Raw genomic sequence first — 14,496 nt, 5'->3', positions numbered from 1 at the left:
CGCTGCCTTGGTGTTGGGGATCGCTTCCAGTCGATCTGTTTCTGCGTGATAAATCACCAACTCATCTTTGGCGACATCAACACCCACGATCGGCTTTGCGACAGAAACCGGCATTGCCATTGAAAATCCTCCGGGCTAAGGTTTGAACACTTGAAGGGTTCACCCAGAGGCGCAGGCTTGTTCCTATCGTCGGTCTAGGCCAGATGCATTCTTTATCGGCGCTTGGGTGAAAGGAGGAGGGGTGAAATCTCCCACGGTCTGTACTGCGGCTAACAGTCAGAATCGAGCTTTGTCCCTCCTCCTCCCTTCAAGTCCTACCATACAAGCGAGCTTGCTCGCGATAGCGGTGGGTCAGCTTGCCTGGATGTGGGATGTGCTGCCGTCATCGCGAGCAAGCTCGCTCCCACACTGGGTTTTGGCGGTTAGTTGGATTGGAGATAACCCTTATTCGAAACCAATCTGTCGAGCAGCGGCATTTCTGGCTGTTAGGCAGCGTCCTATCTGGTGAACCGGCCTGTTCAGAACTAGATTTCTTGAGCGCCGTCGGCCTCGGCTTCATCCGGAAAAGAAGGAGTTGGCTATGAACAAGCTGCTACGCATGATGTTTTTGCTGAAGGTTTTGGTGATGCTGTCCCTGGGCTCTACTGCCGCATGGGCCGAATGCGATGAGCATGAGCAGCACGCGTCGAGTGGGCAGGTGGCGCAGGGCGAGTTGATGCTTGCCGCGACCACCACACAGGAGTCGGGTGATCAGGATGGTGATGACTCGACGATCGAACAGGACCCCGACGACGGCGGGGAGAGTGGTGAGGGCGACGATGCCGACGATGCCGACGATGGCGATAGCCAGACGTAGATTTCTGCCCTGAAGAAACCCCCTACAGCCCCGACTGAGACTCAGTCTGGGCTGGAGGGGTTTTTCATGCAGGGTGCATCACCCAAAGCGAGGACTTGCCCCCGTGGCGAGGGGATTTATCCCCGCTGGGCTGCGCAGCAGCCCCCAAGCCAGGCAACTCGGTGTGCCAGGAATATTGCATTTACTGCTTTAGGTTTAGGGCCGCTTCGCGGCCCAGCGGGGATAAATCCCCTCGCCACAGGTGTGCTACCTGTCTTTTTCTTATGTTTACGCCGCGCCTTCGAGGAACCGCTCGGCGTAGTGACACGCCACCAGCCGGTTATCGAGCGGCCGCAAGGCCGGCTCTTCGGTTTTGCAACGCTCGGTCGCGTACGGGCAGCGCTTGTGGAAGGCGCAGCCGGACGGTGGGTTGAGCGGGTTGGGCAGCTCGCCGACGATCTTGATCTTCGGCTTGTTCGGGTCCGGGTGGATGGTCGGGGTGGCCGACAGCAGCGCCTGGGTGTACGGGTGCAGCGGGCGGCTGTAGATGGACTCGTTGGGGCCCATCTCCACCGGGCGGCCGAGGTACATCACCATGACGTCATCGGCCACGTGTTGCACCACCGCCAGGTTGTGGGAAATGAACACGTAGGCGGTGTTGAATTCCTGCTGCAAATCCATGAACAGGTTCAGCACCTGGGCCTGGATCGACACGTCCAGCGCCGACGTCGGTTCGTCCGCCACCAGCACCTTGGGTTGCAGCATCATGGCGCGGGCCAGGGCGATGCGCTGGCGCTGGCCGCCGGAGAACATGTGCGGGTAGCGCTGGTAATGCTCGGGGCGCAAGCCCACTTGCTTCATCATCGCCTGGACTTTCTCGCGCCGCTCGGTGGCCGACAGGTTGGTGTTGATGAGCAACGGCTCGGCCAGCTGATCGCCGATCTTCTGCCGCGGGTTGAGGGACGCGTAGGGGCTCTGGAACACCATCTGCACGTCTTTGCGCAATTGCTTGCGTTCGGCCTTGTTGGCGCCGGTCACTTCCTGGCCGGCGATTTTCAAGGAGCCGGAGGACGGTTCTTCGATCAGCGTCAGGGCCCGGGCGAGGGTGGATTTGCCGCAACCGGATTCACCCACCACGGCCAGGGTCTTGCCGGCTTCCAGTTCGAACGACACACCGTTGAGGGCGCGCACGGTCGCATGGCCCTTGAACATGCCGCGGGACACTTCGTAATGACGGGTCAGGTCACGGGCGGTAAGTACGACGGCCATCACGCCACCTCCTGGTTCAACGGGTAGAAGCAGCGGGCGAGGCTGGCGGTTTTCGGGTCAAGTGCGGGGCGTTGTACGCGGCAGTTATCCTGCACGTACGGGCAGCGCGGCGACAGCAGACAACCCTGCGGACGGTCGTAGCGACCGGGCACGATGCCCGGCAGCGTGGCCAGGCGCTCGGCGCCCATGCTGTGCTCCGGAATCGCCGCCAGCAGCGCTTCGCTGTACGGGTGGGCCGGAATGTCGAACAGCTCGGGCACCTTGCCCACTTCCACGGCCTGGCCGGCGTACATCACGCACACGCGCTGGGCGGTTTCGGCGACCACGGCCAGGTCGTGGGTGATCAGCACCAGGCCCATGTTCTGTTCTTTTTGCAGGGCCAGCAGCAGGTCCATGATCTGGGCCTGGATGGTCACGTCGAGGGCGGTGGTCGGTTCGTCGGCGATCAGCAGTTTCGGCTCGCCGGCAATGGCCATGGCAATTGCCACGCGCTGGCTCATGCCGCCGGACAACTGATGCGGGTAGGCATCCATGCGGCTGGCAGCGCCCGGGATCTCGACTTTTTCCAGCAATTCGATGGCGCGCTTGCGGGCGGCCTTGCCGGACATCTTCAGGTGCAGGCGCAGCACTTCTTCGATCTGGAAACCCACGGTGTAGCTGGGGTTGAGCGCGGTCATCGGGTCCTGGAACACCATCGCCAGGTCTTTGCCGACGATCTGCCGGCGCTGGCGGTTGCTCAGCTTGAGCATGTTCTTGCCATCGAAGTTCAGCGCGTCGGCGGTGACGATGCCGGGGTGCTCGATCAGGCCCATCAGCGCCATCATGGTCACGGATTTACCCGAGCCCGATTCGCCGACGATCGCCAGGACTTCGCCTTTTTCCACGCTCAGGTCCAGGCCGTCGACCACCGGCACGGCGGTGGCGTCGCCGAAACGAACGTTGAGATTCTTGATTTCTAGCAGTGACATGGGAATCTCCTCAGGCGGCATTCTTGAGTTTCGGGTCCAGCGCATCGCGCAAACCGTCGCCCATCAGGTTGATTGCCAGCACGCTGAGCAAAATGGTCAAGCCGGGCAGGCTCACGACCCACCAGGCGCGTTCGATGTAGTCCCGGGCCGAAGCCAGCATGGTGCCCCACTCCGGGGTGGGCGGTTGCACGCCGAGGCCGAGGAAGCCCAGGGCGGCGGCGTCGAGGATCGCCGAGGAAAAGCTCAGTGTCGCCTGGACGATCAGCGGCGCCATGCAGTTGGGCAGCACGGTGATGAACATCAGGCGCGGCAGGCCGGCACCGGCCAGGCGCGCGGCGGTCACGTAGTCACGGTTCAGTTCGCCCATCACCGCGGCGCGGGTCAGGCGCACGTAGGACGGCAGCGAGACGATGGCGATGGCGATCACGGTGTTGATCAGGCCTGGGCCGAGGATGGCGACAATCGCCACGGCCAGCAGCAGCGAAGGCAGGGCCAGCATGATGTCCATCAGGCGCATGATGGTCGGGCCGAGGATGCGCGGGAAGAACCCGGCGAACAGCCCCAGCAGGATGCCCGGGATCAGCGACATCACCACCGACGACAAACCGATCAGCAGCGACAGGCGCGAACCCTGGATCAGGCGCGACAGCAAATCGCGGCCCAGTTCGTCGGTGCCCAGCAGGAACTGGATCTGCCCGCCTTCAAGCCACGCCGGCGGCGTCAGCAGGAAGTCGCGGTACTGCTCGCTCGGGTCGTGAGGCGCGACCCACGGCGCGAAGAGCGCGCAGAACACCACCAGGATCATGAACAGCAGCCCGGCCACGGCGCCCTTGTTGCGAGAAAACGCGTGCCAGAATTCTTTGTACGGGGACGGGTACAGCAGGCTTTGATCGACTGCTACCGCGGTAGTTGGAGTACTCATGGTTTTGATCTCAGCGCTGGTGACGGATGCGTGGGTTGGCAAAGCCGTAGAGGATGTCCACGACGAAGTTGACCAGAATCACCAGGCAGGCGATTAACAGGATGCCGTTCTGCACCACGGGGTAGTCCCGGGCGCCGATGGCTTCGATCAGCCACTTGCCGATGCCCGGCCAGGAGAAGATCGTTTCGGTCAGGACCGCACCGGCCAGCAGCGTGCCGACTTGCAGGCCGACCACGGTCAGCACCGGGATCAGCGCGTTGCGCAGGCCATGCACGAACACTACGCGCGACGGCGACAGGCCCTTGGCCTTGGCGGTGCGGATGTAGTCTTCACGCAACACTTCGAGCATCGAAGAGCGGGTCATGCGGGCGATCACCGCCAGCGGAATGGTGCCCAGCACGATGGCCGGCAGGATCAGGTGGTGCAGGGCATCGAGGAACGCGCCTGGCTCGTCGGCGAACAGCGTGTCGATCAGCATGAAGCCGGTTTTCGGCTCGATGTCGTAGAGCAGGTCGATCCGCCCCGACACCGGCGTCCAGCCCAGGGACACCGAGAAGAACATGATCAGGATCAGGCCCCACCAGAAGATCGGCATCGAATAGCCCGCCAGGGAGATGCCCATCACCCCATGGTCGAACAGGGATCCTCGCTTGAGTGCCGCGATCACCCCGGCCAGCAGGCCCAGGATACCGGCGAACAACAGGGCGGCCATGGACAGTTCCAGGGTCGCGGGAAACAGGGAGCTGAACTCGGTCCATACGCTTTCACGGGTACGCAGCGATTCGCCGAGATCGCCGTGGGCCAGCTTGCCGATGTAGTCCAGGTACTGGGCATACAGCGGTTTATTGAGGCCTAGGCGTTCCATTGCCTGTGCATGCATTTCGGGATCGACCCGACGTTCGCCCATCATCACTTCCACGGGGTCGCCGGGGATCATGCGAATCAACGCGAAGGTCAGCAAGGTGATGCCGAAGAACGTGGGGATCAATAATCCCAGTCGGCGGGCAATAAAACTAAACATCTTCAGGTGTACCTCATCAGCCGGTTAGGCGTGCCCGGCAACCCTTGGGTAAGGGCCACCGAGCGTTTTCTTATCTACTTCACCTGGGTGGTGGCGAAGTTATTGGTGGTGAGCGGGCTAATCACATAACCCTCTACGTTGTTGCGCATTGCAGTGAACATGCGGGTGTGGGCCATGCTGATCCACGGTTGGTACTGGTTGAAAATCACCTGGGCCTGTTCATAGAGCTTGGCGCGCTCCTCGGGGTTCACGGTGGCGCGTGCCTGGTCGATCAGGGCCTGGAATTTCTCGTTGCACCAGCGCGCGTAGTTTTCGCCGTTCTTGGCCGCTTCGCAACTGAGCATAGGCGTCAGGAAGTTATCCGGGTCGCCGTTGTCGCCCGCCCATCCGGCGGAGACCATGTCGTGCTCGCCGTTTTTCGCGCGCTTGAGCATTTCGCCCCATTCCATCACGCGGATGTCGACCTTGATCCCGACCTTCGCCAGGTCCGCCTGCATCATCTGTGCGCCGAGCATCGGGTTGGGGTTGGTCGGGCCGCCGCCGTTGCGGGTGAACAGGGTGAACACGGTGCCTTCCGGCACGCCGGCTTCCTTGAGCAGCTCGCGGGCCTTGTCGAGGTTGCGGGGCGGGTTCTTCAGGTCGTGGTTGAAGCCCAGCAGGGTTGGCGGGTATGGGTTGACCGCCACGGTGGCATTGCCCTTGCCGAACAGCGCGTTGACGTAGGCTTCCTTGTCGAAGGCCAGGTCGATGGCTTTGCGCACCCGCACGTCGCTCATGTATTTGTGGCTGGTGTTCAGGGCGGTGTAGGAGACCGTCATCGCGTCCAGTTCAGCGACCTTCAGGTTCGGGTCTTTCTTGATGCTGGGGATATCATCGGGTTTGGGGTACAGCGCGATCTGGCACTCGTTGGTCTTGAGCTTCTGCATGCGCACGTTGTTGTCGGTGGCGATGGCCAATACCAGCGCATCGGCTGGTGGCTTGCCACGGAAGTAGTCCGGGTTGGCCTTGAAGCGGACCTGGGCGTCCTTGTTGTAGCGCTGGAAGACGAACGGCCCGGTGCCGACCGGCTTGCTGTTGAGGTCACCGGCCTTGCCGGCCTTGAGCAATTGGTCGGCGTATTCGGCCGGGTAGATCGAGGAGAAGGCCATGGCGATGTCGGCCAGAAATGGCGCTTCGCGGCGGGTCAGGCTGAACTTGACCGTGTGCTCGTCGACTTTCTCGACGCTTTTGAGCAGTTCCTTGAAGCCCATGCTTTCAAAGTAGGGGAAGCCCACGCTCGACAGTTTGTGCCATGGGTGGTTCGGGTCCAGCTGGCGCTGGAAGCTCCAGACCACATCGTCGGCGTTCATGTCGCGGGTCGGCTTGAAGTATTCGGTGGTGTGGAACTTGACGCCCTTGCGCAGGTGGAAGGTGTACGTCAGGCCATCGTCACTGATGTCCCAGGATTCGGCCAGGGCCGGAATCACCTCGGTGGTGCCGGGCTTGAAATCGGCCAGTCGATTGAAAATGGTTTCCGCCACGGCATCGGCGGTGACTGCAGTCGTGTACTGGACCATGTCGAAGCCTTCCGGGCTGGCTTCTGTGCAAACCACCAGGGGTTTGGCTGTGGCGCCAACGGCGACGCTCAGCAATGCGGCGGCGATGGCGGCGCGTAGGGGAATCATGTTCATCGTCAATCCTCTGCAATCGGGTCAATGGCAAAAGACCAGGCGGACGACCTCGTGAGTCGACCGCCCGGTGGCAGTTTAGAGAATGTTGAACGGGATGGTGGTGACCAGACGGAACTCGTTGAGGCTGCCGTCGGCCTGGTTTTCGCTGGCGCGGTGTGCGGTGTAGGTCGCACGGATCGCGGTGGCTTTCAGAGGGCCGCTCTGTACGGCATAGGACGCACCGACGCCGTATTCGTAGTGGTGCTCACCGTCCATCGCCCGCACATCGCTGTAACCGGTGCTGTTGTAGTGCGTACCGTCGATACCCCAGCCGCGCGCCTGGTAGATGTTGAACTTCAGGCCTGGCACGCCGTATTCAGCCATGTTCAGGCCGTAGGCGATCTGGAAGGATTTCTCGTTCGGGCCGTTGAAGTCCGACAGCAGGGAGTTGGCCAGGTAGATGCCGTTGGTTTCGTGCAGGTAGTCGAAGTACTCGTTACCGTTCACTTGCTGGTACGAGAACGTCAGGCTGTGGGCCTGGTGCGTCAGGCCGAACGACAGGGAGTAGGTGTCGTTGTCGATTTCGCCCAGCTTGCTTTTGCCCGAGTCCACGGTCTTGTAGTAGTTCAGGCCGGTGGTCAGGCTCAGCACCGAGCTGTCGCCCAGCTCATGGGTGGCGCCGAAGTAGTACTGGTTCCACATGTCTTCGGCCTGGGTCGCCCAGAGGCTGGTCTTCAGGCTGGCCAGTGGCTGGTAAGTGATACCGGCGGTGTTGACGTGATCGGTCTCGACGCTGCTGTCACCGTATTCGGAGCGGAACTTGCGCAGGCTCTCTTCGGTACGCGGCGAGTTGCGGTCGAAGGTGGCGATGTCGAAGCCCAGGTTCTCGAACTCTTCGCTATGCAGGCTCACGCCCTGGAAGCTGGAGGGCAGGGCACGGTTGCCGATGACGTCGACCATCGGGCTGCTGAAGTTCTGGCGGCCGGCGGTCAAGGTGGTGTTGGACACGCGGGCCTTGACGTTCGCCAGGCCCAGCTTGCTCCACTGGCCCACGGCGTCGCCGCCTTCGCGGGTCAGGGTACGGTTGTTGCCGGCGCCAGGACGGGTAGTCGGCGCACCGCCGTTGTTGGACGCCAGGTCCTTGCGATCCTGGTCCAGGGCGATGGCGTTGTAGGCGGCCAGTTCGGTGCTGAAGCCCACGGTGCCCTCGGTGAACCCCGAGTTGTACTTGATGATGGTGCCTTGCAGCCAGTTGATCCGGCGATCGGTCTCGCGAGCTTCACCGTTCTTGCGATAGGTGAGTTTCGTGCCGCGCTTGAATTGCTCGTTGGCGTACCAGTTGCGCGTACTGCCCGTGATGGACTGGCCGTCGATGAAACCCTTGGCTTCGCTTTGCTCGCTGGTGGTCTTGAGGGTCACCGGGGTGACCGCCTGGCTCTGGGATTCTGCAAACGCTGTTGCACTGATGCTGCTGATGGCCAAGGCCAGTATCGCGGTGTTGCTCAGTTTCATCGGTAACGCTCCTTTTCTTTCTTTTTCATGCCGTTCTTTTTTGGTGATACGGCTATCGGTTTTACAACTCATTCACAGCTTGCAAACGTTTGCCTGGAGCCTGATTGGCGAATTATGGCAAGACGTCGGCGTGGGGCTTCCAAAGGAAGCCCGCGCTGTGTGGCTAACGGTTATGGGTTCAGGCTGACGCCCGAAAAGACATTGCGACCGAAGGGGCTGACTTTGAACCCTTCGACTTTGGCACTCAGCGGCTGGTTGACCGTGGAGTGGGCAATAGGGGTGATCGGCACTTGCTGCTTGAGCAACTGCTGGGCCTGTTTGTAGAGCACGGTGCGCTGGTCGCGGTCGGTGACGACCTTGGCCTGCTTGATCAGCTTGTCGTAGTCCTGGTCGCACCACATGGAGTAGTTGTTGCCACCAATGGCGTCGCAGCTGTACAGCGTGCCGAGCCAGTTGTCCGGGTCCCCGTTGTCGCCGGTCCAGCCGATCAGGCTGACGTCGTGTTCGCCGTTCTTGGTGCGCTTGATGTACTCGCCCCATTCGTAGCTGACGATCTTCACCTTCAAGCCGATCTTCGCCCAGTCGGCCTGGAGCATCTCGGCCATCAGCTTGGCGTTGGGGTTGTACGGACGTTGCACGGGCATGGCCCAGAGGGTGATTTCGGTGCCTTCCTTGACCCCGGCGGCCTTGAGCAACTCCTTGGCTTTTTCCGGGTTGTAGGCGACGTCCTTGATGGTGTCGTCGTAGGACCACTGCGTCGGCGGCATGGCGTTGACCGCCAGTTGTCCCGCGCCCTGGTACACCGCATTGAGAATGCCTTGCTTGTTCACCGCCATGTCCAGCGCCCGGCGCACTTCGACCTGGTCGAACGGCTTGTGGCGGGTGTTATAGGCGATGTAGCCCAGGTTGAAGCCGGGTTTCTCGATCAGTTGCAGCTTGGGGTCGTTCTTCAAGGCCGGCACGTCGGCCGGACGCGGATGCAGGGTGACCTGGCACTCGTTGGCCTTGAGCTTCTGTACCCGCACCGAGGCGTCGGTGTTGATGGAGAAGATCAGGTTGTTCAGCTTCACCCGCTCCGGCGCCCAGTACTGCTGGTTGGCGACGTAGCGGATGTTGGAGTCTTTCTGGTAGCTCTTGAATTCGAACGGCCCGGTGCCGATCGGCTTCTGGTTGATGTCGCTCGGCTTGCCGCTCTTGAGCAACTGGTCGGCGTATTCGGCCGACAGGATCGCGGCGAAGCTCATGGCGATGTTCTGGATGAACGCGGCGTCCACGCTGTTGAGGGTCATGACCACGGTCAATGGCCCGGTCGCTTCCACCTTGGCGATGTTCTTGTTCAGGCTCATGCCATTGAAGTAGGGGAACTCGGTGGGGTAGGCCTTGCGGAACGGATGCTGCGGATCAAGCATGCGGTTGAAGGTGAACAGCACGTCGTCGGCGTTGAAATCCCGGGTGGGCGTGAAGTAGTCGGTGGTGTGAAACTTCACTCCTTCGCGCAGGTGGAAGGTGTACTTCAAGCCGTCTTCGGAAATGTCCCAGCGGGTTGCCAGGCCTGGGACGACGTTGGTCGCGCCTTTTTCGAACTCGGCCAGGCGGTTGTACAGCGGCTCGGCGGCATCGTTGTCGGTGGCCGTGGTGTATTGCGCGGTGTCGAAACCGGCGGGGCTGCCTTCGGAACAGAACACCAGGCTGCCGCCGGCGGCCTGGGCTGCGGACGTCGCGGCCAACAGGCCGGTGCCCAGCAATGCGGATAAAACCAAGGTATGGCGCATGACGCTCCCTCTCTCGTTCGGGGTGTTTTAACAGTGAACCGGCGTCCTTCCGGGGACAGGTCCGGGGCACTGGGTTCATTCCATTGCGTAGCGATGCCGCAGGGCTGGCAAGTCGTCCAAGTGCCGACGGTATGAGCCGTGGGCCGGGCGGTAAATGCGTAATGCCTGAAAGACTCGTGGGAAAAGGCGATACGTCCCAAACCAACTGCTGTGGTACGCAGTGCTTTTGGATGTAGGCGTTTTCCTAGGTCTTGGCGTAAAGCAACGGTATGCCGTGGGAGCGAACCCTGCTCGCGATGGCGTTGCTTACCGCTCCGCCATCACGCTCAAAAGAGGGGCCGCGACGCCCGAAGCGTCGGACCGGCCCAGCGGGAGCAAGCTCCCTCGCCACAGGTCACCTTAGTTGCTGACGCTGACGCCGTAGAAGGAGTTCAAGCCAAAGGGGCTGATCTTGAAGTCCTGCACATTGGCGCGCATGGGTTGGAACACCGTCGAGTGAGCGATGGGTGTCATCGGAACAGCATCTTTGAGGATGTGCTGCGCCTGTTTGTACAGCTCGGTGCGCTTGGATTGATCCGAAGTGCGCTTGGCTTGCTTGACGATGTCGTCAAACTTCTTGTCGCACCATTTGGAGAAGTTGTTGCCTTGCAGCGAGTCGCAGCCAAACAACACGTTGAGCCAGTTGTCCGGGTCACCGTTGTCGCCGCTCCAGCCGATCAGCATGGCGCCGTTTTCACCACCTTTGGAACGCTTGATGTACTCGCCCCACTCGTAAGTGACGATCTTGGCCTTGATCCCGATCTTGGCCCAGTCCGATTGCAGCATTTCGGCCATCAGCTTGGCGTTCGGGTTGTAGGGACGCTGGACCGGCATCGCCCACAGGGTGATCTCGGTGCCTTCCTTGATACCGGCTTCCTTGAGCAGCTCCTTGGCTTTCTCAGGGTTGTACGCGGCGTCCTTGATGGTGGTGTCGTAGGACCATTGGGTCGGTGGCATGGCATTGACGGCCAGTTGGCCGGCGCCCTGGTACACCGAGTCGATGATCTGCTGCTTGTTGACGGCCATGTCCAGTGCCTGGCGCACTTTCAACTGGGCCATCGGGTTGGGCTGGTCGCTGCCCTTGATCTTGTCCATCACGTTGTAGGCGATGTAGCCCAGGTTGAAGCCCGGTTGGTCCGGCATCTTCAGGTTCTTGTCTTCCTTGATCGCCTTGAGGTCGGCGGGGCGTGGGAAGAGCGTGACCTGGCATTCATTCTTTTTCAGCTTCTGGATACGCACCGACGGGTCGGTGGTGATGGCGAAGATCAGGTTGTCGATCTTCACGTCTTCCGGAAGCCAGTATTCCTTGTTGCCGGTGAAACGGATGTTCGAGTCTTTCTGGTAGCTCTTGAACACGAACGGGCCGGTGCCGATCGGCTTCTGGTTGATGTCGGAAGGCTTGCCTTCCTTGAGCAACTGGGCGGCGTACTCGGCGGACTGGATGGAGGCGAAGTGCATGGCCATGTTCTGGATGAACGCGGCGTCTACGGCATTGAGGGTGAACTTGACGGTCTTGTCGTCGAGCTTCTCGACCTTGGCAATGTTGGTGTCCATGCCCATGTCGGTGAAGTAGGGGAATTCGGTCGGGTACGCCTTACGGAACGGGTCATCCTTGCTGATCATGCGATTGAAGGTGAACAGCACGTCGTCGGCGTTGAACTCGCGGGTCGGCTTGAAGTACGGGGTGGTGTGGAACTTGACGCCTTCACGCAGGTGGAAGGTGTAGGTCAGGCCGTCTTCGGAAATATCCCACTTGGTCGCCAGGCCAGGAATCACGGCGGTACCGCCGCGTTCAAACTGGGTCAGCCGGTTGAATACGGTCTCTGCAGAGGCGTCGAAGTCGGTTCCGGTGGTGTACTGACCCGGGTCAAAACCGGCCGGGCTCCCTTCGGAGCAGAACACCAGGTTAGTCGCGGCTTGGGCGAAAGGTGCGCTGGCTAATAAGCTTGCACCGACTAAAAACGGAATGACCGCTTGTTTAAGCATGTTGGCCTCATGATTTGTTGTCATTTTTGGATTTGAGGGCGACCTCGTGAGTCGTCCTGCGGATACTTATGCAGGCCCCATACCCAATGCAAGATCCAGAGCGGTTGCAAGTCTGAAACAGTGGCACGAACGTACCTTAATGTCGCATTCGTGTAACTTCTGACGCAGTTGACCGTTTGCGGGTGTTTTTTTGGCGCCAAAAGCGCCCCTTGCCGGTGCGTCGCGCAGCCGTGACGCACCGGTTTGGCTCGGGTGTTACTTCGTCAAACCCACGCCGTAGAAGGGTGTCAGTCCGAATGGACTGAGTTTGAAATCCACCACTTTCCTGTTTATTGGCTGGAAGACCGTGGAGTTGGCGATGGGCGTGATCGGCACCTGTTGCTTGAGGATTTTCTGCGCTTGCTGGTACAAATCGATCCGGTGCTGACGGTCGGTGGACACCTTGGCCTGCTGGATCAAGCGGTCGTAGGCCGGGTCGCACCACTTGGCGTAGTTGCTGCCCTTGACCGCCGCGCAGCTGTACAGCACCCCCAGCCAGTTGTCGGGGTCGCCGTTATCGCCGGTCCAGCCGTAGATCATTGCGTCATGTTCGCCATTTTTTGCACGCTTGATGTACTCGCCCCATTCATAACTGACGATGTTGGCCTCGATGCCGATCTTGGCCCAGTCCTGCTGGATCATCTGTGCCGACATTCGCGCATTGGGGTTGGACGCGCGTTGCACCGTCATCGCCCATAGATTGAGGGTGGTACCCGGCGCAACCCCGGCTTCCTTGAGTAGCGCCTTGGCCTTGGTCACGTCGTGGGGCGCGTCCTGGATGCTCGGGTCGAACGACCACTGGGCCGGTGGCAAGGCGTTCTGCGCCAGTTGACCGGCGCTCTGGTACACGGCCTTGATGATCGCCGGCTTGTCGATGGCCATGTCCAGCGCCTGACGGACCTTGAGCTGGTCCAGGGGCGGGTGTGTCACGTTGTAGGCCAGGAAACCCAGGTTGAAACCCGGCTGCTTGAGCACTTGCAGGTTCGGATCCTGTTCGATTACCTCGATGTCGGCCGGGCGTGGGTAGCCACTGACCTGGCATTCGCCGCGCTTGAGCTTTTGCAGGCGCACGGCGGCGTCCGGGGTGATGGAGAAAATCAGGTTGTCGAGTTTCACATCCTCGGGTTTCCAGTACGCCGTGTTGGCGGCGTAGCGGATCTGCGAGTCCTTCTGGTAGCGCTTGAACACGAACGGCCCGGTGCCGATGGGTTTCTGGTTGAGGTCGCCGGCCTTGCCTTCCTTCAACAACTGCGCTGCGTATTCGGCGGACTGCACGGAGGCGAAACTCATCGCCAGGTTTTGCACGAAGGCGGCGTCGACGTTGTTCAGGTTGAAGCGCACGGTGTGTTCGTCGACTTTCTCGACGCTTTTGATCGTGGTGTTCAGGCCCATGTCGGTGAAATACGGCGACTCGGTGGGGTAGGCCTGGCGGAACGGGTGTTGCGGGTCGAGCAGGCGCTGGAAGGTGAACAGCACGTCGTCGGCGTTGAAGTCGCGGCTGGGGCTGAAGTAGTCGGTGGTGTGGAATTTCACCCCTTCGCGCAGGTGGAAGGTGTAGACCAGGCCGTCGGGGGATACGTCCCAGCTCGTCGCTAATCCGGGTTCGACCTCGGTGCCGCCGCGCTTGAATTGCGTGAGGCGGTTGAAGACGGTTTCGGCCGAGGCGTCGAAGTCGGTGCCACTGGTGTATTGGCTGGGGTCGAACCCAGCGGGGCTGGCTTCGGAGCAGTAGACCAGGGTGGTGGCGGCTTGGGCCACTGGGGCGCTGCTGATCAGGGCCAGGGCGAGCAGGAGAGGCTTGAGGGTGGTTCTGTCCATGAAATCCCTTGGGGGGTGGTGAGGTTTTCAGGAGAGTAGCGTTGCGGGTGGGGGTGTTGGAAATATCGAAAAGTGAGGGGGACCGTTGGGTTTGGGTATAGCGCTTTTCTACGAGGCGGCCTGACAGCCGGCCTGGTTCTCGCGGTCGTACTCCGGTCAGATCTGTGGGAGCGAGCTTGCTCGCGATGGCGGCCTGACAGCCGGCCAGGATTTTGTTGACCGGGTACATATCCATTGCTGCGGTAACGGCCACTTAGGGTTCCGCCCTGACGGCGGGTCACTTTCGAAAAGCGCGAAAGTAACCAAAGCGCTTCATGCCCCACCACTCGGCACCTCGCTTAGGCTCGGTGTGCCCTCACTCCGGCATTGTTCCGTGGGCCGCCGCGAAGGGCCATCCATGGCCCAGCGCGGCTATCCCGGCATCCATGCCGGGATGCCCACTCCACAATGCCTGCGTTCGGCCAGCGTGGTTAACGGGGCGCCGAGATCAACGTCCACCGCGAGGCGGCCTGACAGCCGGCCTGGTTCTCCGGTCGTACGTCGATCCATTGTGGGAGCGGGCTTGCTCGCGAAGGCGGCCTTGTAGCCGACCTGTTTCTTTCGGGTGTACCCGATTCACCAGTTGAAGCAACACGCCTCGTCCTCGTCGAACATTAATCCCGTGGC

At 61.1% G+C, this 14,496-nt stretch carries 10 protein-coding genes and 1 pseudogene; 1 reads left to right on the top strand and 10 read right to left on the bottom strand.

The window, feature by feature from the left end:
- Window positions 1-120: pseudogene (locus tag BLP82_RS31800) on the bottom strand (IS110 family transposase); the annotation flags it as partial.
- Window positions 121-580: 460 nt separating this feature from the next.
- On the opposite strand from BLP82_RS31800, the gene BLP82_RS29195 reads away from it, so the two are divergent.
- Entirely contained in the window at window positions 581-856 is a 276-nt protein-coding gene (locus tag BLP82_RS29195; protein ID WP_092176863.1) for a hypothetical protein, read from the top strand.
- A 267-nt stretch (window positions 857-1,123) separates the two neighbouring features.
- Here the strand turns inward: BLP82_RS29195 and BLP82_RS29190 are convergent, their stop codons facing one another.
- The 9 genes from BLP82_RS29190 to BLP82_RS29150 all read right to left on the bottom strand — a co-directional run bounded on the left by BLP82_RS29190 (window position 1,124) and on the right by BLP82_RS29150 (window position 13,830).
- Window positions 1,124-2,104 (bottom strand): peptide ABC transporter ATP-binding protein, encoded by a 981-nt coding sequence (locus BLP82_RS29190; RefSeq protein ID WP_060739193.1) that lies wholly within the window; start codon window positions 2,102-2,104, stop codon window positions 1,124-1,126.
- On the bottom strand, window positions 2,104-3,072 hold the full coding sequence (locus BLP82_RS29185) for an ABC transporter ATP-binding protein (RefSeq protein ID WP_092176860.1): 969 nt from the start codon (window positions 3,070-3,072) through the stop codon (window positions 2,104-2,106). The genes BLP82_RS29190 and BLP82_RS29185 overlap by 1 nt, the downstream gene beginning before the upstream one ends.
- Window positions 3,073-3,082: 10 nt before the next feature.
- Entirely contained in the window at window positions 3,083-3,994 is a 912-nt protein-coding gene (locus BLP82_RS29180; protein WP_060739191.1) for an ABC transporter permease subunit, read from the bottom strand.
- A 10-nt stretch (window positions 3,995-4,004) separates the two neighbouring features.
- Window positions 4,005-5,015 carry an ABC transporter permease subunit gene (locus tag BLP82_RS29175; RefSeq protein ID WP_092176857.1) on the bottom strand — a complete coding sequence of 337 codons (1,011 nt, stop codon included), beginning with the start codon at window positions 5,013-5,015 and terminating at the stop codon, window positions 4,005-4,007.
- Between the two features lie 74 nt (window positions 5,016-5,089).
- Window positions 5,090-6,685 (bottom strand): ABC transporter substrate-binding protein, encoded by a 1,596-nt coding sequence (locus BLP82_RS29170; RefSeq protein ID WP_092176853.1) that lies wholly within the window; start codon window positions 6,683-6,685, stop codon window positions 5,090-5,092.
- Between the two features lie 75 nt (window positions 6,686-6,760).
- Complete coding sequence (locus BLP82_RS29165; protein ID WP_092176850.1) at window positions 6,761-8,176, bottom strand: OprD family porin; 1,416 nt, start codon at window positions 8,174-8,176, stop codon at window positions 6,761-6,763.
- Window positions 8,177-8,346: 170 nt separating this feature from the next.
- Window positions 8,347-9,948: an ABC transporter substrate-binding protein gene (locus tag BLP82_RS29160; RefSeq protein ID WP_092176847.1), complete on the bottom strand. Its 1,602-nt coding sequence runs from the start codon at window positions 9,946-9,948 to the stop codon at window positions 8,347-8,349.
- Between the two features lie 399 nt (window positions 9,949-10,347).
- Complete coding sequence (locus tag BLP82_RS29155; protein WP_060739187.1) at window positions 10,348-11,973, bottom strand: ABC transporter substrate-binding protein; 1,626 nt, start codon at window positions 11,971-11,973, stop codon at window positions 10,348-10,350.
- Between the two features lie 255 nt (window positions 11,974-12,228).
- Entirely contained in the window at window positions 12,229-13,830 is a 1,602-nt protein-coding gene (locus tag BLP82_RS29150) for an ABC transporter substrate-binding protein (protein WP_092176844.1), read from the bottom strand.
- Window positions 13,831-14,496 lie beyond the last annotated feature (666 nt).

Origin of the sequence: Pseudomonas sp. NFACC37-1 (genome assembly GCF_900101575.1) — a bacterium.
Taxonomy (GTDB): Bacteria; Pseudomonadota; Gammaproteobacteria; order Pseudomonadales; family Pseudomonadaceae; genus Aquipseudomonas; species Aquipseudomonas fluorescens_AA.
The sequence above is the reverse complement of the archived record's forward strand: the minus strand, read 5'-3'. Positions and strand labels throughout refer to the sequence as shown.

Coding starts and splice junctions, on each gene's coding strand:
- BLP82_RS29195 (WP_092176863.1), top strand. CDS start 581: ATGAACAAGCTGCTACGCATGATGTTTTTGCTGAAGGTTTTGGTGATG.
- BLP82_RS29190 (WP_060739193.1), bottom strand. CDS start 2,104: ATGGCCGTCGTACTTACCGCCCGTGACCTGACCCGTCATTACGAAGTG.
- BLP82_RS29185 (WP_092176860.1), bottom strand. CDS start 3,072: ATGTCACTGCTAGAAATCAAGAATCTCAACGTTCGTTTCGGCGACGCC.
- BLP82_RS29180 (WP_060739191.1), bottom strand. CDS start 3,994: ATGAGTACTCCAACTACCGCGGTAGCAGTCGATCAAAGCCTGCTGTAC.
- BLP82_RS29175 (WP_092176857.1), bottom strand. CDS start 5,015: ATGTTTAGTTTTATTGCCCGCCGACTGGGATTATTGATCCCCACGTTC.
- BLP82_RS29170 (WP_092176853.1), bottom strand. CDS start 6,685: ATGAACATGATTCCCCTACGCGCCGCCATCGCCGCCGCATTGCTGAGC.
- BLP82_RS29165 (WP_092176850.1), bottom strand. CDS start 8,176: ATGAAACTGAGCAACACCGCGATACTGGCCTTGGCCATCAGCAGCATC.
- BLP82_RS29160 (WP_092176847.1), bottom strand. CDS start 9,948: ATGCGCCATACCTTGGTTTTATCCGCATTGCTGGGCACCGGCCTGTTG.
- BLP82_RS29155 (WP_060739187.1), bottom strand. CDS start 11,973: ATGCTTAAACAAGCGGTCATTCCGTTTTTAGTCGGTGCAAGCTTATTA.
- BLP82_RS29150 (WP_092176844.1), bottom strand. CDS start 13,830: ATGGACAGAACCACCCTCAAGCCTCTCCTGCTCGCCCTGGCCCTGATC.